Origin of the sequence: Shewanella sp. KJ2020, assembly GCF_024197625.1 — a bacterium.
Lineage (GTDB): Bacteria > Pseudomonadota > Gammaproteobacteria > Enterobacterales > Shewanellaceae > Shewanella.
The window spans coordinates 25,375-42,657 of sequence record NZ_JAKUKD010000024.1; the positions used below are offsets into that span (position 1 = coordinate 25,375).

A 17,283-nucleotide genomic window follows, 5' to 3' on the forward strand; every position below is an offset into this window, starting at 1 on the left:
ATGGTCACTGCGGGCCATGTCGACCACGGCAAGAGCACGTTGATCCGTGCCTTGACGGGCATGAACACCGACAGACTCCCCGAAGAAAAACGCCGTGGTATGACTATCGATCTCGGCTACGCCTTTATGCCACTGCGAGATGGCACTCGCTTAGCCTTTATCGATGTGCCCGGCCATGAAAAATTCATCAATAACATGCTGGTGGGCGTGAGCCATGTGCGCCATGCGCTGCTGGTGTTGGCCTGTGACGACGGCGTGATGCCGCAAACCCGCGAACATCTGCAAATCCTCGCCCTCCTACCGCTCAATAGTTTGACCTTAGTGCTAACCAAGCGGGATTTGGTCGATGACCAAACCGCCGCCAAGTTGGCTTCAGAGGGAATTGCGCTGCTTGCCGAATACGGTATCGAGGCTAGCGGCGTGTTTGAGGTTTGCGCTAATGATGCAGGTGATGCGGGGGTAGAAACCCTTAAGCAACATATTTTGGATATTGCCGAACAGCAATCGACCCAAGCGGAAGATGCCAGCAGCTTTAGGATGACGCTCGATCGCGCCTTTAGCGTTAAAGGTGCGGGCTGTGTGGTCACTGGCACTGTGATTAGCGGCAGTGTGTGTGTCGGCGATAGCCTCTACAGCTCTGGGCAAAAAGCGAAATTACGGGTGCGCGGCATTCACTGCCAAGGGATGGAAGTCCATCGAGCACTCAGTGGCACTCGGGTGGCCTTGAATCTTACTGGTGTTGATAACCATAGGGCGCCTGCCCGCGGCGACTGGTTAAGCAGTCTGCCTCAGGCTGAGCTGTGCACCAGACCTGTAGTGCAGATCCGCAGTTTTGAACCCTTAACCCATTGGCAAAATGTTCATTGTCACCACGGCGCCGACCATACCCTAGGGCGAGTGTCACTACTCGATGAGGCCGATGAGCAGGGGCGTTATCTGGCCGAAATTGTGCTCGATAAGCCGCTGCTGTTATGCCAAGACGATCCGATAGTGCTCAGGCATATTGGCGGCAAGCAAACGCTGGGCGCAGGGCGGGTGCTGGCATTAAAAGTCCCCAATCGTAAGAAGCGCACGGCGGAGCGTGTCAGTAAGTTACAACAGCTGGCTCAGCGCTCCAACCCAGTGAATGTGCTGGCGCTACTCGGTCAGAGTGAGGCGCTCAGCATCGATGAAATCCGTTGGCGCTGGCAGCTAACCGATGAAGGACTCGCAGCTATGCTGGCGCAGGCGGGGCTGACTCGTCTCGGTACCTATGGGCTATCGACTCAGTTACTTGAGCAAGAAAAACAGCAATTTATTGAGCTGTTACGTGAGTATCACCAACAGCACCCAGACCAATTAGGGCTGGGGCGTAATCGTCTGCAACGTATGAGCCACAGCATATTACCCAACGAGCTTGCCAATAAGGTGCTCGATAGCCTCTGCCAAGAAGGGCTGATGGTGCTGCGCGGCGCCTTGTTACAGCTGGCGGATCACAGAATTGTCCTCGATAGCGAGGCGCAGCAGTGTTGGCAACGCTTGGCCCCTTGGTTGGCGCTGCAAACATCCCCCGTGTGGGTGACAGAGATGGGGGAATATCTGGAACTCGAGCCCGCCAAACTCAGATTGTTATGTTTTCAACTGGTGCAACAGGGCTTTATTACCGCGGTGGTGAAGGACAGGTATTTGCTGAGTGAGCAGTTGTGCCACTACGCCAATCTGGTGCGTGAGCATGTGGACACCCACGGCAAGCTTGAAACCGCAGAGTTTAAGGATCTCATTGGCCTAGGACGCAAGGTCAGCATTCAATTGTTGGAGTTTTTTGACCGCAGCGGTTTTACCCGCAGGAAGTATCGCAGTAACAGTCGGGAAATTCGGGATGGGGAACTGTTTTATTCCCATGAGAATTGGCGGAAGAACATAGGAGTCGAACCTACCCAGGACTGCTGGCAGCCCTACCCGGATTTGAAATCCGGACGCCTCACCGGAGACGACGTTCTTCCAATAGAAGACCAAGCGATAGTAGAAAATGCGTAAACATGAATCAAGCGTATTTGCATTTCATTAAGTGGTTTGTGACTTGAGTCGTATTTTATAAGCAAACTAATTGTTTTTATTTGAATTTATGAGTTTTGAGGGTCGCTATGGAATATCATTCACATACTGTGGTCACAGAGAGACAGGTGACCCTTTTAGAGCTGGGACTGGCATCGGAACTCACGGATTATTTAGCCAATGAGGTGCGAGTTGCGCTGGTGTATAACGGCATTTCCCACACTGTGATGTTAGCCAGCCCCGAAAATCTTGAAGAATTCGCGATTGGTTTTACCTTGTCGGAGCGGATTGTTTCCCATGTGAATGAAATCAAAGGGGTGGATCTGGAATTCACCCCCGAAGGCGTGCTTATTCAAGTGGAGATCACCCAAAGATGCTTTATGGAACTCAAGCAGCAGCGGCGCAATATGGCGGGGCGTACTGGCTGTGGTCTTTGCGGTGTGGCTCAGTTAGAAGAGGCGGTTAAACCCGTTATCCGTGTAGACTCGGATGCCAGATTTAATATCGATCATCTTCAGATCGCGCTTGGGCAACTTAAGGAAAATCAGCATCACTTTAAGCTCACTGGGGCGACCCATGCCGCCATGGGCTTAGATCAAGACGGACAAATCATCGCCGCCTTTGAGGACATTGGTCGGCATATTGCACTGGATAAGTTAATCGGTGGATTTTCAATGCGTAAGGCACAGCGCCCTGTCGCCGTGTTGCTCACCAGCCGCGCCAGTTTCGAAATGGTGCAAAAGGCCGCCAGTGCCAATATCCAAATTCTGTTTGCTATGTCCGCCGTGACTTCACTGGCGTTGGAATTAGCAGAGAAAAGCAATATCACGCTTATCGGTTTTTGCCGCAATGGCAGGGCCACGCTCTACACCCACGGTTATCGCCTGTTGGGGCAGCAGTGTGTCAGCTTAGCTAAAGCCATTTAAGCGTGAGGCCACTTGAGATTGAAGTTGTCGAACGCCTTCAAACACTCTGGCACACAGGTTATAAGCGCGTTGCGCTTATTTTTTATAGTCTCGTTCATTAGGGTAATGACATGACATGGCAACAATTTAAACAACAATATCTGATTCGATTTTGGGCGCCAATGCCTGCGGTAATCGCCGCCGGTATCCTTTCTACTTACTATTTTGGTTTAACGGGCACTTTTTGGGCTGTCACGGGGGAATTTACTCGCTGGGGAGGGCACTTACTGCAACTGGTAGGCGCTAATCCTGAAACCTGGGGTTATTTCAAAGTGATAGGTTTACAGGGATCTCCCTTAGATCGAATAGACGGCATGATGATCATCGGTATGTTTGGTGGTTGTATCGCGGCGGCGCTCTGGGCCAATAACGTTAAACTGCGTATGCCACAGAGCCGTATCCGTATTGCTCAGGCACTTATCGGCGGTATTATTGCCGGCTTTGGTGCGCGCTTGGCGATGGGCTGTAACTTAGCGGCCTTCTTCACGGGTATTCCGCAGTTTTCCTTACACGCGTGGTTTTTTGCCCTCGCGACGGCGGCGGGCTCTTACTTTGGCGCGCGCTTTACGCTGTTACCCATGTTCCGTATTCCGGTGAAATTGAAGAAAGTCGATAAGGCGACTTCGGTTAAACAGGATGAAAACCAAGCCAGACGGCGTTTTCGCATCGGTATGTTAGTGTTTGCGGCGATTATCGGCTGGGGATTATTGACTATGTTCAATGCGCCTAAACTAGGTATCGCTATGCTCTGCGGTGTGGGTTTTGGCCTGTTGATTGAGCGGGCGCAAATCTGCTTTACCTCGGCATTTCGCGATATGTGGATCACCGGACGCACCCATATGGCGAAGGCGATTATTCTCGGTATGGCGGTGAGTGCCATCGGGATTTATAGCTATGTGCAATTAGGTGTGCCGCCCAAAATTATGTGGGCCGGCCCGAATGCGGTGATCGGCGGCCTGTTGTTTGGATTTGGCATTGTGCTGGCGGGTGGTTGTGAGACGGGTTGGATGTACCGTGCAGTCGAAGGCCAAGTGCATTTCTGGTGGGTCGGTTTAGGCAACGTGTTAGGTTCGACTTTACTGGCGTACTACTGGGATGATATCGCTCAGCCATTAGCAACCAACTGGGACAAAGTTAATTTACTGACCAGCTTTGGCGATAAGGGCGGCTTATTAGTGACCTATCTGCTGCTGGGATTGTCGTTTGCGGCCATGTTGCTGTGGGAAAAACGTTTCTTTGCCCGCAAAGCGAAGCGGGATGAACAACTGATCGCGGAGGCGGCGTAATGAGTCAATATATTCCAGATTATCAACTCGATATGGTGGGCGAGCCTTGCCCTTATCCCGCAGTGGCAACCCTTGAGGCAATGCCGACACTGAAACCGGGGGAGATATTAGAAGTGATCAGTGACTGCCCGCAGTCAATCAATAATATTCCCTTAGATGCCAAGAATCATGGCTATAAAGTGCTAGAGATTGAGCAGAATGGGCCAACGATTCGCTATCTGATCCAGCGTTAATTGAGCCATTAGAATAAGGCCATCACGGCAAATGAAAAGCGCTGCATTAGCAGCGCTTTTTGATCTTAGCCTTGGCAATCGGCGGGTAAATATTCGTCGGGAATGCCGTTACTGCTACACACCCAAGTGACATTATTCTGCCCATCGACTTGGGGCGATAGATACACCTCATAGTCTTGATAATCCCCTAGGGTTTCGCCGCCCACAAACCCGACTATGCCATCGGTGTAGAGATTGAAGGTGGCCAGTTGTGCATCCGTGAGCCCAAGGGCTTCTAATTCTGTCGGCCAGGCTTTGTTGGCTTGGTAGTAGGCCGTTAAAGTATCTGTAATGGGTGTTAATGATAGATGTAACTGATCTATATGCTTAACCGCAGCATCGGTATCGGGAACGGTCAAAGTTAAAGCCTGAGTTTGATCAGTTGGCGCCTCATAACTTACCCCCGCGCCCATCTTTTCTTGGTAGTCCTTATAGGCGGGAATCGCAATCGCAGCGGCGATACCGATAATGGCTGCGAGGATAATAATACCGCCACCCGCTGTGCCCATACGTGGCATAAACAGGCTGAAAACATAAGCCCAAGCACTGCGAGAAGGCGCCGTATAATCTTTACCCTGCGCCTTGGCTTGCACCCTTGCCATACGTTTAGTTAACCAAGGATAGCTGCCATTAAGCTCGTGCAATGACATCCAAAATCCGCTCGATTCTTGGGTTTGGCGAATATATTGGTCCACATTCATACGTTTCCACTGCTCAACCCCGGCCGCCAATACGGCAACGGCATTGGTGGCCGAACGTAAACTGTTACAGCAACGCAACCCGTGTAAATCGCAGGTATATTCGCAGGCGCGGGAATAGGCTGCGCCGACTAGGGGTAACCAAGTGGCGAACACTAATAAAGGCGCTTTGCCTATATGATTGCGGCGAATATGGCCTAACTCGTGGCCGATATAGAAGTTAAGCGCATCTTTATCTGACTCAAGCGCATCCACAATGGATGAGAACAGCACTATATAGTGACGTCCAAGGAAGCGGGTCGCCAATGCATTAAGCATGCCATCGGCGGCGAGTAGGTAGGCTCTTGGTGGTTCTTTTATTTCTAAGCGTTCGCAGCAGGCTAAATATTGTTTATGTAAATCAGGGAATTGCTCTGCGTTGATCTCAACAGCTGTGCCTTTTAAGTAGCTGATAAAGGCGGAATGGCTAAAGAGGTAGATGATGAAAAACGCCAACACATAAAGCAGCGCGACACCTAGAGTGCCTATGATCAATCCGGCCCAGATGAGCCCTGAAATAATGGCTAACAGGGTGAACAGCGATTTTTCCTTCGAATAGACAATATCCGTCATCTGAATGGGATTGTCGTTCCCTGTGGTAATAACTTGTTCCATGTTGATCCTTTTCCTAGTGAAGTGACAAGCGGCGTGAAAATAGTCAATTTCACTAGGAAATTCAATCTTTATAACAGGGGGGAACCAACAATTTCCCCTTAAGCGCTAAAAATGGCTTAAGGTGCCAATACGGCGGTGCCATTTTTTATCGCGTTTTGTACCAGCTCATAAACCTGTTTTTCGGCCACATTGACTAACGCTTGGTGCTCATCGCCGAGTTGTTCCATCTCTTCGCCCATCACTTCCATCGACTCGCCTAAGCTTTCAATTTGCTCGTTAACCTCGGCATCTTTTTCACCCGAGGCGAGATTGACTAAGAGCTTGTTGGTTTCGGCACTGATGGCATCACCTTTTACCTGCATTTGCTCACCCAAGCGCTGCATTTTTTCACCTTGCAGCTGCATTGGGCGCACAGCTTCTTTCACTTGATTCACAAGGTACGGGTCAGTAACCACATAGCTGTTTCCGGCTGTCTTAACCCAAAGATAATCCGTTTGATAAGGATTATTTTGGCCTTTGAGTTTATTCCAATCTTGGCTCTCACCTGCGCCTATAGTGAGCTCGCCATTTTGGCGCACATAAATCCACGAAAAGTCAGGATAATTACGGCTATTGATCGAAATATTGGTTTCGGTAGATGACGGATTGCTTGTCTGTTGTGCCGCCCAAATCCCACAGGGGATCAGCGCGAGGATAAATAAACCGCCGAATACTTTAGTGCGTGTGTTCATAATGCTTCCTTGTATGAATAAGTATTTGTGATTAACTCACATGTATAAGCAGAGTCTATGCTAATAAAATAATCCTTATTTATCATTGTGATAAAAATAGTGTCCGCTTGGTAAACCAAAATGTGTCCGCACGTTAGTCTAAAAGTGTCCGGGCAATTGCCCGTCAGTGGACACTCTTGGGATAACTCATAGGGTTGCACTACACTTATGCGTGTTTGTTAAACACAGCTTGATTGTGGGGTTGGTATTGAGTGGTATTTGTGGCTTAGTGCTAATCTTTGCCAGTTCGACAAGCGTATTTTGCTGATGTTTGTACAACCTAGTGGTAGTGGCGCTAAATATCAGGGTAGAAATGAGAGCCTATGGGAGCATCAAGGTGAGGCAAAAGTAGTTTGGGGCTACGACACGCCGGAAATGACCTGTAAACTGGTAAGCAAATAGCGTTAATTGAATGATAAACACCCTATGGCACATAGGTTAGCTTATCAGGATTCAGGATTAGAAGTTCACCCCTAATCCTAAGGTGTAACTGGTATCTCTGGTATTACCTATCACTGTTTGAGTGTCGTTGAAGTCATATTTAAATGACAAATAAATCCGCTGAGTTAGTAGATATTTAAGTCCAACGGTCGAGTTTGAGATGTAATCAATCGTAGGCATATCTGGGAAGGCAATTTGCAGATCGGCATAGGATTCTAAAATACCGCCAAACCAATATTGTTTATAGTTCAGTGAGGCTGCCCAAGCATTTAGTTCTAATTTAAAGGAATGTTGTTCAAGCCAAAAATGGTTGTAGGTTACGACGAAGTCTAATTTATCGCGCCCAGCACCCCAAAAACGATAACCAGGACCGAGCGCTGCATAATAGCTATGGCTATCTATGCCGAGTTTATCTTGTTGATAAAAATCTTCCTGACGTAACAGCCAATGCTCATTGATCAGATAGTCTAATGAATAATGTCCTTCGAAGGTGTTGCGCTTAGTCACGTCATCTTCGGTCTCGTAGCGCACTTCGGTCTTGAGATTGTGTCGCCATTGCAGAGTTTCCGCCGTGATATCGCCTTTGAGATGTAGCTTCTGGCTATTTTTCTTGTTTTTGGTGACATCGAGTGTGGTTTCTACGCTGCCGTTAAAATTCCAATCTGAGTTTGCATACTGCTGCGAATACCTCAACTCACTCACGGGAGTGAGTTGGTTATTAATGAATACCATGCCATGTTCATTAGAAGCTTGAATACTGATTTTTTGTATGGAGCGACTGATACTCCAAGGTCTAGGATCTGTGACTTCGAGGCTGAGAATAGCATTGCGTTGAATGGTAATTTTAGGGGTATAACTGGTGTTGATGATGAGATTTTGATCGTTAAACTCTTTAATTTCACCGCTAATTTTATCGCCATTGAGCAGAAAAACTGTGTCGGCATAACACAAGGGGCTGACACTCGAGAGCATAGCAACAAGGTACAATGCTGGATTGGATATCAGATTATGCATCTTGCTCGTGGGCTCAAAATAAATGGAGAGTAAGAGTCGTCATTCTACTCGAACACAGGCGCTACAAAGCAATAACATTCCATAAAAGTGTTAATAAGGGATTGAAAACCGGTTCGCAATCCCTTGTTTATTTGCCAGGCTAGCGTGAGTTGATCTCAGTGATCTTGATATTGATAAGTTGTTTCTGCCATTGGTTTTTATCTATGCCTTCGACCCAAATAACAGGGCTCTTACGTTGCTCGCCTTTACGTAGATAGGTTTCTGGCATGCGGAAAATGGCTTCCCAAACTTCGAGTTTTTCGGTTTTGAGGAGTGTCCCGTCATCGCCAAAGAAGCTAGCTTCGACTTCAACTAAGGTCACATGTTCGCCGCTGGTGCTGGCAAGTTCGAAGCTAAGGCCGAGTTTATCGCCCTTCCACTGGCTGTCGGTAAAGCTGACTTTAATGCCGTCTTTGGCGGTAGAGCCCAAGAGTTCAGGGCGCGCAATGGCATTGGCGGTTAGCATGGTGACTGGCGCCGCAGCTTCAACGGCGGATGTGCTGCTGGCTACTGCCGCTGCCGTTGTTGTTACAACTGTACTTGGGGTGGCCGCAATGGTGGCAACCGCTGGCGCTTCAGCGGCTTTGGTCTCTGTGATGATATATTCCCAAGTGAAGTCATCTTTCAATCTGACTTGTGCGCCATTCTCAAGGGTAATGGTGGCCACATCGGCTGCCATCACTGAGGATGAGAGCAATAAGAGTGAACTAAGTGCGCTAAGGCGAAATGAGGTTTGCATTAGATTTCAGGCTCCGATAACCGTCTGAGTCAATATTCTGCCCTAACATAAACAATTTACCGCGCATTAGTCACTGTCTAAGTCGCATTTGGGGGAATAAAGTGGATTAGTCTGGACTTAACCTGTTCTGATTGACATCAGGATGCAATCAGAACCGACAGGTTGATTTAACTTACTTTTGCCCCAAAGCAAGATAACTTTGTTGTCAGTTTGCAGCATGAATTGTCATTGTTTCCCCTGTGACTCGCCATAAACTCGTCCCTGAGGGCTCGACGACGGCATCCATGCCGCCAACGGTCACAGTTGCAACAATGCCAATCTTAACTAACACTTCTGCTGTTCGTTTAGCTAAAAAAATATTGCACCTAAGTGTGCCACGGCTCGAAGATCAGCCCTTTGTTATCTGATAATTTGAGATACTTAAAGTAATGGGTACCCAAAAGAAAGACCTGACCATGAGGGATTGCAAGCATCGTTACAGTGAATCAGACTTGCCTAGTCTGGTTCATGCCCTGCATACGATCATTTTTCCAGTTTAGGGATAACCAATTTTTGCTAGCACTTGTTGAGTGAATCGAAATCTGACGAACGAGTTGCTCGACAAAATCTCATCTATGTGCCTAATGTTTGGCTCTATCGTAAAACGACTAACAATGCATGGATATACAGTCGTATTTAAATGTAGATGCTTTTGAGTGCATTTAAACTATTAGCTTGCGCGTTTTCTCCGTCTAAAATTAACAAAACCCTTTAAAATCATTTTGATAAACTTCACTCAAATTAGTAAATAGGTTTGGGAAACACGCATACGCGTTTTTCAAGATGGTGTATTTAACAGAAAGCTGATAAGTTCTTTACATACAGATAGTTAACTGTGCGCGTTTCCACAGGTCTAACGAGGTAAACGCGCAACGTATAAATACTAAAACGTTAAAATTTTCCAGCATCATAGAAAGGAGTATCTAATGAGAATGCTATTTGTTATAGCACTAGCTTTTGTTATCTCAGGCTGTGCCACAACTTCTGGAACTAATCCGATAATTGGCTATAGTGGCTTTGATAATGCCAAAACGGTTTCTATCGATCCGCATGGCAATGCATGCTCCTCAATGGTATGTACGGGACTCGGAGCTCAGTGGAATTCCTCAAATCCAGATTCAGCCATTCTCATAGTTCAGGTTTTTAATGAGTATGCAGCTATCAGTCAGGCAGAACTTATCATCGACGGTAACAAGGTAACCTTATCATCTGCACAAACCGTAACTGACTTTAGTTATCCCGGGTCAGCTATACGCGAATCTTCAAAAGGGTTTGGTATACCGTTCTCTGTAATTGAACAAATTCTGTCTGCAAAGCGAGTGTGGCTTAGAGTACATACGCCAACAGGCTACATCGAGGACCCTGTAATAGACGGAGAAAAAGATAGCAAGGCATATCATGCACTTTCTCGTTTCGTCACTGCCGTCAAGTCCTAATTTTAACAAGGCCAGACAGAGGGACCAAAAAACTACCGCTTTGCTCAGGTTTTTCGGCCCCTGCTGGCGGCGTTATAACTCAAGGAGGGCGCTGTGCTATTTAAATATCTAGAGCCTGATAGGATTGATGTTTTAGATTCGAATCTTATTCGCTTTACGCAGCCAGCTGACTTTAATGATCCTTTTGAGTTTAAACCTGTCATTTCAACTTTGGCTTCAAAAGAAGAAATGGACGAGGTGTTCGAAAGTAAAATCAAGAGTTTAATTAAAACTGAGTTAGAAAAAATCCCCCCTGTGTTAAGAACATTAATATCACCAGCTCAGTTAGAAGCTTTAACAAGACAAAACTACGGTCAATATTGTCGGGAAATAAATAAGCAGTTTTCAGCCATGAGTGGCGTAATCGCCCAAACTTTTGCTGAAAAATCAAACGAAATGATCGGAGTTCTTTCGCTAACGGAGAAAAACAGCAATTTACTTATGTGGGCGCACTATGCCCGTTCACATACAGGATTTTGTATAGGATTTGACGATAACAATCCGTTCTTCAATCATAAACGAAGCGATAGAGATGAGTTTTATCATCTTCGAAAAGTAGAATATGCGAAAGATAGACCGACAAAACGTGTAATGGAGCTTACTGGAGTTGAACTGCTCTTAGTTAAATCTGAAGATTGGTTTTATGAGCAAGAGTGGCGTATGTGTGCTGTATTAAGCGACTCAAATAAAGTGATTGAGGCGGAAACGTATCCTATACACCTTTTTAACTTTCCAAAAAGTGCAGTTAAAGAAGTTATCTTAGGAGCGCGTATGGAAAATAAGAAAAAAGATCAGCTGCTCAACATTCTTGGTTCAAAATATGAAAACGTGGTGGTTAAGCAGGCAATTATTTCACCAACAGAGTTCAAGATCGAGCTCGTTGAGTTATAACAATCCGCATCATACGGGGTCTGCTGCTCATGCGACGCTCACAAGTTCGCGCGCATGGGCAGAGTGTTATCTCCATAGAAATTTTAATTCGAAACTGACAAGTTAGAGCAAAGGGTCTATCACGCTTTTGTCCAAAACCGTGTTGGTGAATCAGACTTGCCTAGTCTGATTCACGCACAAAAAACCTGCTAGGTACTCGCAATGTTTTATAGCAGTTGTTCAAACAATGATAGCCTGAGCAGGTTGCAGGCAACACTAAAAGTGTATTATGTTTTTGATCTAAAATGGGTATTAAGATAAAGCTATGGAAACTCAGCAACCTAAAATAGTTAATTTCGTATATAAGGCTCCAGTAGTGTTGGCTATGCTATTCACGGGAATGTATGGGCTAATACTTTTTATAGACGTTACAAATGATTCAACTACCTTAATAAACGCTGCATTTGCAGTAATGTTGGGTCTGTCGGCGATATGCTTTTCCATCGCAGTAGCCCAAAAGGATAAACGTATTTCTGATCGTCTTCTTTTCGCTGGGGAAAGGTTGCTTCACGGAGCTATATTAGTAATTGTAACGTCGTTAATTAAATATCTACTGTTTAAAGTTAACAACTATGTAATCGATATTGCTTCTGCTAATGAATTTGTTAAATGCATATTTTGGTCTGTCAACATATTTGCGTGTGTTGTTTTTTTAAATGGATTGTTTTTTGCTCATACGGGTATAAGAATTCTCAATGATCTGCTAATTCTGAGAATGACAAGGCACCGAGACTGGGATGATATGTTTTAAACGTCGTTTAGCTTGCTTTGTCCAATATGAGCGGGTGAATCACTCTACACCAGACTGATTCACGCGAGCCGCTAAAACCCGCCCTATTGCCCCGTTTGCGGCTATTCTGGGGCTGTTTTTTCTCTTAAGATGAATCAAATCTCTGGAGAACTGATTCATGTCCCTGTTATGCCTATTCCGACAGGTTATATCGTTCATTGATTAGTTTGTAGCCAAACGAAGCATTACTAATAGAATAGCTAATCCGAATCTGGCTCATAAGAGTGAATTATCTAATAAGGTTTTGTCCCAAAGTGTGCTGCGTAAGACCTTTAAATCTACAGGTTACGCTAATGCCATGGCTCATCATAAGCCAGCACTTAAAGAATAAAATGACCAAGTATGATCCTTCAGCAGTGCTATTCAGAAATTCTTAAAGTACTTTTGTCCAAGAGCATGCTGTGTGTTTCTGTAAAACCTGCAAGCTACACCGATGCTAAAAAGGTGAGCAATACCATGGTTCGCCCTTAAATATGGTCTGCATTCAATAACCAAGCAATGATATTAGTCTTTCAATATTCAATGCTCTTCTGTCCCCCATTGAGTTGTGTGCTTTTGAGTGGAAGTTGTACGATTAAGCCACACTCTATAATCAAAACTGTCAGTTTGTGTATGAGTTAGTACACTTAAGGAGGGTAAAATGCTTATCAAATATCATACTTATGGATTGGTTTTTTGCTTAGTTTTTAGTGGTCTAGCTTGGGCTGATGAGATCTCTAAAACGGGCTGCGCTGCAAAATTAGCGGCTATAAGTGCTGAACTCACTGAGGCTAAGGCTGCTGGTAATCAGCATAAAGTCGCTGGACTTGAAAAGGCCTATAGTGAGGTCGCTAACCATTGCGATGATGACAGCTTAACTGCCGAACGTTTAGCTAAGATTGAGGCCTTGGAAGCTAAATTAGCCGAGCGTCAACATGAGCTTACCGAAGCAATTGCTGATGGTAAGTCTATGGATAAAATCAATAAAAAACGCCAAAAAATTGCAGAAGTTGAATCTGAGCTTGCTAAGGCTAGAGCCGAACTCGCGCAATAACTTCAGACTCTTTCGGTTTACCCTGCGTAACCAATACTCAAAACGGCAGATTCAGTGCTGGAGTTATAGCCAGCACTGAGTATGAGATGCTCGGTGACTCGGTATCTAAGGCCTGCTTCAGCGCCCCACTGAGTGGTTTTATCTTCTTCCCAAGTGGGTTTGCCATCGACTATTCTGGGCGAAATATTGTTGGTATAAGCTGTGGTGTTGATATAAGCACTGCCGCCCGCATAAAAGCTTAAATCCTCAGTGAAACTGTAGCTTAAACCTAAACGCCAGAGGCTTTCTTGGCGGTGGGACTGCGCGGGTTCTGGTACGGTAATATCGGTTTCGCGGCCGCGGGCATAACCTAAGTAATAACCCCATTGCTGATAGTTATTATCGAAATGATAGGGGGCTATTGTAATGCCGTAGAGGTTGTCTGCGGCGGGAACGTAATCGAGCATCAGCGCGATATAAGGGGTGTTTTCAGTTTCATCCGACATAACAGATGGTTGATAAGTGTTATATTCGGCCGCTTGAAGCGGTTGGCATAGGCTCAGTAGTCCAATGCTAAGATAGGCTAGCGGGTATGAATAACGACACATGGGATGAGTTCCTTGGGATCAGGTTGAAGATTGTTCATTTTCCTTTGTGTCAGGTCAATTCAAAATGCTAAAATCTCTTTTAAAATAAGTATTTGTAAATTTATTGTGTTTGGGTATGAGTATTTTCTAGGGTGACATTAACCGAGGTCAACTCGGCCGTTACCTTTGTATGGGTTTGTTGCGCTAGTGGAGTGGAATTGTGGATCAGGAAATAAGGCTCGAAATTTCGACATGGTTAGCGGGCTTTGGGATTGATAGCCAACCCTCGGACGGCATATCTACCAGCATTATGATCATTGCTTGCATACTGCTTGCGGGTATCGCTTATCTCATTGTTCGACGTGTAGTCATACGCGCGGTCAACATGGTGATCCTGCGCTCCAAAGTCACCTGGGACGATGTGTTTATGCGCTACAAGGTGCTCGAAAAACTGGCCATGCTAGTGCCTGCAATCGTGCTCAATCTATTAGTGCCCATCGCTTTAACCGAACATCAAATCTTAAGTAATTTAATCGACAGGCTGCTGAGTATTTGGCTGGTGGTGCTGATGATCCGCGCTATTTATGCGGGTTTAGATGCGGTCGATGAAATTTCAGATATAAATTTAGTCAGCCGGCGTTTACCGGTGAAAAGTTTTGTCCAGCTCACTAAGTTATTCCTGTTCTTTGTAGGGCTTATTGTTTCTATTTCAGTTCTGGCCGACCAATCTCCCGTGTATTTCCTCAGCGGTTTAGGGGTAGCAACGGGTTTTGTGATGTTAGTGTTCCGCGACACTATTTTGGGCTTTGTGGCGGGCATTCAGTTAGCGGCTAACCGTATGGTGAGTAAGGGCGACTGGATCCAGATGGACAAATACGGCGCCGACGGTGCGGTAGAAGAAGTCTCGCTGACCACAGTCAAAGTGCGTAACTGGGATAAAACCATCACTATGATCCCCGCCTATGCCTTAGTGTCGGATGCATTTCGCAACTGGCGTGGTATGTCGGAGTCGGGCGGCCGTCGGATTAAACGCGCCATTAATATCGATATCAACAGCATTAAGTTCTTGACCGAGGAAGAGCGGAATCGTCTCAGTAAAATCAACTGTTTGAAAGAATACTTTCCAGCAAAAATCAATGAGATTCGCGAGTCTAATGCTAAGGTTTCCGATCTCGATATGATGGTTAACGGTCGTCATCTAACAAACGTAGGGACCTTCCGCGCTTACCTGCAGGAATATCTACAACGTCACGATAAGGTGCACAAGGATATGACCTTAATGGTGCGTCAGCTCGCGCCAACGACCGAGGGGTTACCAATAGAGATTTATATCTTTACTAACGATACCCGTTGGGCATTTTATGAGGCGATACAAGCCGATATCTTCGACCATATCTTTGCGGTATTGCCAGAGTTTGGCTTGCAGGCCTTTCAAGCGCCGACGGGCAATGATATTCGCAGTTTAAAATCGGTGAAGGTTGAGGGCTAAACTCGACTGACTAAAATAGCGGCGATGCGTTGATCATCGCGCAAACGCCGCCGAAGCCGCCATTGTCACTAATGTTTCGCGCTCGCCACAAAATCGGGTATCACCTTAGGATGGCGGCCTTTAATGGTGCGGTAGAAGCTCAAAATATCATGCATATCGGTTGCGATATCGCCACTGGGTTGCAATGGCGTGTGGATCACCACAGTGCGGCGGCTAAAGTCTAGGCCCACGGGAACAATCGGCACCCCAGCTTTGTTGGCTATATGGTAGAAACCGCATTTCCAGCGTTTAACGGGACTGCGGGTTCCCTCGGGGGCTAATGCTAGCTTGTAATCGGGTTTAGATTCAAAAAGCTGTACGGCACTATCGACTAAGTTATTGTTTTTACGCCTATCTACTGGGCTGCCGCCTATGGCGCGAAAGAACCATCCCCAAGGTGGAATAAATAACTGATGCTTACCGAGAAAGTGAATTCGCGTATTTAAAGCACCGCGGGCGAGGACGCCAATAATAAAATCCCAGTTACTGGTGTGGGGCGCCACTATTACAATGTATTTTTTCAGTTCGGGCAGTTGCCCTTCAATCTGCCACCCCAAAATCTTTAGTAGCCAGCAGCATAATCTTGTAAACATAGTTCAGTGCTCAGAGTCGAAAAATTAATAATATCATCAGCTTTTTTTGAATTATAAATCGGCTTAGGCAGGATAGTCTGTGCCGAATTCGCTATAGTACAGTCTAACCTGATTCTAGGGGAGCGCTACTATGTTGCAGGAAGGATGGATGTTACGGAAAGGATGGATACAAAAATGCATGTTGCAGGGGACCACGCTGTTATTACTGCTGCTGAGTTGTTATGCCAGTGCGGTACCTACGGATGAGATCACCCAAATGCTGAAGGGGCAGGAAGATGCGTGGAACCGCGGCGACCTCGATGCCTATATGCAAGGTTACTGGAAGAGTAGCCAATTGCGATTTGTTTCTAATGGTAAATTTCGTTACGGCTGGGATGAAACCCTTGCAGCCTACAAGAAAAACTATCCGAATAAAGAGACGCTGGGTGAGCTGAAGTTCACTATCAAAGAAATCAAAATGCTCAGCAATTATGCGGCCATGGTGGTGGGACGATGGGATTTACACCGTCCAAAGGATGCCCCTACAGGGGTGTTTACCCTCTTGGTAGAAAAGATTGATGACCGCTGGGTGATCACTATGGATCACAGTTCGGATTAATGGGCTGGATAAGGGCCGCGAACTTTAGGATTCAACCGGTTCTGTTGGCAGGCTAAAGTGAAAATCCTGCTGCCCGAGGCGTCTGCCTTTACCATCGTATCTCACCTCGGTGAAGTGGATCGCGCCCAATGTATCTTCGAGCAAAATACTGGTGGAGCGGGTGCCATAGTCTGGGTGGCGAATATAAATCGCCGCTAAACGCCGCTCCCATTCTAGCCCGACGCCTGTGTTGGGTAGCTCACTATCCTGGGGCTGGGAGTCGTCTTGCATCAGTTTGATCAGTGCCTGCACATCGAAGTCGCCCGCCTGCTTGATCAGGGCCTCTAATGCCTGTTGCCCCTTGGCCATTTTAGGCCAAATATCATCGAGGGCACCATTGCTAATCGCATGGAAACCGTCGGCTAATTTTACCGTTTCCCGCTTGACGCTGTTAAAACAATATAGATCAGTGCCTTGGCCAAAAACCAAATTAAACGGTTGATAATCATCGCAATGTTCACTGAGCCAGTTTGGGCAAATCAATGAACCCGAACTCAATGCTTTAATGATAAGTTCACCACGGCTGCGCATCGCCTCTTGCTGTTTTTGTGGCATGCGTAAGTTGGTGACGCCCGCAACTTGGCCTTGCTTATTCACTCCAAACCAAGTGCCACCTGCCTGTAAATCCTTACCCGCGAGTATATTTTGCTCCGGCGGCCAAATATGCGCCGGCGCCGTTGGCCTGTGGTGAAATTCATCACGATTGGCGCAGATGATCAGGGGATACTTAGGATGAGCATTAAGGGCGATGAAAAGTATGCACATGGTAGGCTAAATTAA

17 protein-coding genes, 1 tRNA gene and 2 pseudogenes are annotated in these 17,283 nt (G+C 46.4%); 11 read left to right on the forward strand and 9 right to left on the reverse strand.

Annotated elements, in window-relative coordinates:
* Nucleotides 1-1,818, forward strand: a pseudogene (selB, locus tag MJO46_RS19995) (selenocysteine-specific translation elongation factor); the annotation flags it as partial.
* 69 nt (nucleotides 1,819-1,887) lie between these two features.
* Here selB and MJO46_RS13255 read toward each other — a convergent pair.
* Nucleotides 1,888-1,982 (reverse strand) — tRNA-Sec (locus tag MJO46_RS13255).
* Between the two features lie 141 nt (nucleotides 1,983-2,123).
* Here MJO46_RS13255 and fdhD point away from each other — a divergent pair.
* From fdhD to yedF, 3 genes are all read left to right on the forward strand, one after another.
* Complete coding sequence (gene fdhD, locus MJO46_RS13260; RefSeq protein WP_253989699.1) at nucleotides 2,124-2,960, forward strand: formate dehydrogenase accessory sulfurtransferase FdhD; 837 nt, start codon at nucleotides 2,124-2,126, stop codon at nucleotides 2,958-2,960.
* Between the two features lie 110 nt (nucleotides 2,961-3,070).
* A complete protein-coding gene (gene yedE, locus MJO46_RS13265) occupies nucleotides 3,071-4,285 on the forward strand; it encodes a selenium metabolism membrane protein YedE/FdhT (protein ID WP_253989700.1) in 1,215 nt (404 codons plus the stop codon).
* Complete coding sequence (gene yedF / locus MJO46_RS13270; protein ID WP_011070517.1) at nucleotides 4,285-4,518, forward strand: sulfurtransferase-like selenium metabolism protein YedF; 234 nt, start codon at nucleotides 4,285-4,287, stop codon at nucleotides 4,516-4,518. Before yedE ends, yedF begins: the two co-directional genes overlap by 1 nt.
* 65 nt (nucleotides 4,519-4,583) lie before the next feature.
* Here yedF and MJO46_RS13275 read toward each other — a convergent pair whose 3' ends face one another.
* On the reverse strand, nucleotides 4,584-5,909 hold the full coding sequence (locus MJO46_RS13275) for a M48 family metallopeptidase (protein WP_253989701.1): 1,326 nt from the start codon (nucleotides 5,907-5,909) through the stop codon (nucleotides 4,584-4,586).
* 116 nt (nucleotides 5,910-6,025) lie between these two features.
* Nucleotides 6,026-6,640 (reverse strand): hypothetical protein, encoded by a 615-nt coding sequence (locus MJO46_RS13280; protein WP_253989702.1) that lies wholly within the window; start codon nucleotides 6,638-6,640, stop codon nucleotides 6,026-6,028.
* Between the two features lie 297 nt (nucleotides 6,641-6,937).
* On the opposite strand from MJO46_RS13280, the pseudogene MJO46_RS13285 reads away from it, so the two are divergent.
* Nucleotides 6,938-7,081 (forward strand): annotated as a pseudogene (locus MJO46_RS13285) (MliC family protein); the annotation flags it as partial.
* A 57-nt stretch (nucleotides 7,082-7,138) separates the two neighbouring features.
* On the opposite strand, the gene MJO46_RS13290 reads toward MJO46_RS13285, so the two are convergent.
* From MJO46_RS13290 to MJO46_RS19905, 3 genes are all read right to left on the reverse strand, one after another.
* A complete protein-coding gene (locus MJO46_RS13290; protein WP_253989703.1) occupies nucleotides 7,139-8,134 on the reverse strand; it encodes a DUF481 domain-containing protein in 996 nt (331 codons plus the stop codon).
* Between the two features lie 139 nt (nucleotides 8,135-8,273).
* Nucleotides 8,274-8,912, reverse strand: coding sequence for a DUF3157 family protein (locus MJO46_RS13295; RefSeq protein ID WP_253989704.1), 639 nt, complete (start codon nucleotides 8,910-8,912; stop codon nucleotides 8,274-8,276).
* A gap of 205 nt (nucleotides 8,913-9,117) precedes the next feature.
* The gene (locus tag MJO46_RS19905) at nucleotides 9,118-9,243 is read right to left on the reverse strand and encodes a hypothetical protein (protein ID WP_259512830.1); all 126 of its coding nucleotides are present in this window, start codon (nucleotides 9,241-9,243) and stop codon (nucleotides 9,118-9,120) included.
* 634 nt (nucleotides 9,244-9,877) lie between these two features.
* On the opposite strand from MJO46_RS19905, the gene MJO46_RS13300 reads away from it, so the two are divergent.
* The 4 genes from MJO46_RS13300 (at nucleotide 9,878) to MJO46_RS13315 (ending at nucleotide 13,179) form a co-directional block, all read left to right on the forward strand.
* Complete coding sequence (locus MJO46_RS13300) at nucleotides 9,878-10,387, forward strand: hypothetical protein (RefSeq protein ID WP_253989705.1); 510 nt, start codon at nucleotides 9,878-9,880, stop codon at nucleotides 10,385-10,387.
* A gap of 93 nt (nucleotides 10,388-10,480) precedes the next feature.
* Nucleotides 10,481-11,317: a DUF2971 domain-containing protein gene (locus MJO46_RS20000; RefSeq protein ID WP_253989706.1), complete on the forward strand. Its 837-nt coding sequence runs from the start codon at nucleotides 10,481-10,483 to the stop codon at nucleotides 11,315-11,317.
* Nucleotides 11,318-11,621: 304 nt separating this feature from the next.
* Nucleotides 11,622-12,107 (forward strand): hypothetical protein, encoded by a 486-nt coding sequence (locus MJO46_RS13310; protein WP_253989707.1) that lies wholly within the window; start codon nucleotides 11,622-11,624, stop codon nucleotides 12,105-12,107.
* Between the two features lie 679 nt (nucleotides 12,108-12,786).
* A complete protein-coding gene (locus tag MJO46_RS13315; RefSeq protein ID WP_253989708.1) occupies nucleotides 12,787-13,179 on the forward strand; it encodes a DUF1090 domain-containing protein in 393 nt (130 codons plus the stop codon).
* Between the two features lie 17 nt (nucleotides 13,180-13,196).
* On the opposite strand, the gene MJO46_RS13320 is transcribed toward MJO46_RS13315, so the two are convergent.
* Complete coding sequence (locus MJO46_RS13320; protein ID WP_253989709.1) at nucleotides 13,197-13,766, reverse strand: outer membrane protein; 570 nt, start codon at nucleotides 13,764-13,766, stop codon at nucleotides 13,197-13,199.
* A gap of 199 nt (nucleotides 13,767-13,965) precedes the next feature.
* On the opposite strand from MJO46_RS13320, the gene MJO46_RS13325 reads away from it, so the two are divergent.
* Nucleotides 13,966-15,234, forward strand: coding sequence for a mechanosensitive ion channel domain-containing protein (locus MJO46_RS13325; protein ID WP_253989710.1), 1,269 nt, complete (start codon nucleotides 13,966-13,968; stop codon nucleotides 15,232-15,234).
* A 68-nt stretch (nucleotides 15,235-15,302) separates the two neighbouring features.
* On the opposite strand, the gene MJO46_RS13330 is transcribed toward MJO46_RS13325, so the two are convergent.
* Nucleotides 15,303-15,866 (reverse strand): lysophospholipid acyltransferase family protein, encoded by a 564-nt coding sequence (locus MJO46_RS13330; RefSeq protein ID WP_253989711.1) that lies wholly within the window; start codon nucleotides 15,864-15,866, stop codon nucleotides 15,303-15,305.
* 148 nt (nucleotides 15,867-16,014) lie between these two features.
* On the opposite strand from MJO46_RS13330, the gene MJO46_RS13335 reads away from it, so the two are divergent.
* Nucleotides 16,015-16,464 carry a DUF4440 domain-containing protein gene (locus tag MJO46_RS13335; RefSeq protein WP_253989712.1) on the forward strand — a complete coding sequence of 150 codons (450 nt, stop codon included), beginning with the start codon at nucleotides 16,015-16,017 and terminating at the stop codon, nucleotides 16,462-16,464.
* Between the two features lie 24 nt (nucleotides 16,465-16,488).
* Here MJO46_RS13335 and MJO46_RS13340 read toward each other — a convergent pair whose 3' ends face one another.
* Complete coding sequence (locus MJO46_RS13340; protein ID WP_253989713.1) at nucleotides 16,489-17,268, reverse strand: NRDE family protein; 780 nt, start codon at nucleotides 17,266-17,268, stop codon at nucleotides 16,489-16,491.
* Nucleotides 17,269-17,283: the final 15 nt, after the last annotated feature.

Coding starts and splice junctions, on each gene's coding strand:
- fdhD (WP_253989699.1), top strand. CDS start 2,124: ATGGAATATCATTCACATACTGTGGTCACAGAGAGACAGGTGACCCTT.
- yedE (WP_253989700.1), top strand. CDS start 3,071: ATGACATGGCAACAATTTAAACAACAATATCTGATTCGATTTTGGGCG.
- yedF (WP_011070517.1), top strand. CDS start 4,285: ATGAGTCAATATATTCCAGATTATCAACTCGATATGGTGGGCGAGCCT.
- MJO46_RS13275 (WP_253989701.1), bottom strand. CDS start 5,909: ATGGAACAAGTTATTACCACAGGGAACGACAATCCCATTCAGATGACG.
- MJO46_RS13280 (WP_253989702.1), bottom strand. CDS start 6,640: ATGAACACACGCACTAAAGTATTCGGCGGTTTATTTATCCTCGCGCTG.
- MJO46_RS13290 (WP_253989703.1), bottom strand. CDS start 8,134: ATGCATAATCTGATATCCAATCCAGCATTGTACCTTGTTGCTATGCTC.
- MJO46_RS13295 (WP_253989704.1), bottom strand. CDS start 8,912: ATGCAAACCTCATTTCGCCTTAGCGCACTTAGTTCACTCTTATTGCTC.
- MJO46_RS13300 (WP_253989705.1), top strand. CDS start 9,878: ATGAGAATGCTATTTGTTATAGCACTAGCTTTTGTTATCTCAGGCTGT.
- MJO46_RS13310 (WP_253989707.1), top strand. CDS start 11,622: ATGGAAACTCAGCAACCTAAAATAGTTAATTTCGTATATAAGGCTCCA.
- MJO46_RS13315 (WP_253989708.1), top strand. CDS start 12,787: ATGCTTATCAAATATCATACTTATGGATTGGTTTTTTGCTTAGTTTTT.
- MJO46_RS13320 (WP_253989709.1), bottom strand. CDS start 13,766: ATGTGTCGTTATTCATACCCGCTAGCCTATCTTAGCATTGGACTACTG.
- MJO46_RS13330 (WP_253989711.1), bottom strand. CDS start 15,866: ATGTTTACAAGATTATGCTGCTGGCTACTAAAGATTTTGGGGTGGCAG.
- MJO46_RS13335 (WP_253989712.1), top strand. CDS start 16,015: ATGTTACGGAAAGGATGGATACAAAAATGCATGTTGCAGGGGACCACG.
- MJO46_RS13340 (WP_253989713.1), bottom strand. CDS start 17,268: ATGTGCATACTTTTCATCGCCCTTAATGCTCATCCTAAGTATCCCCTG.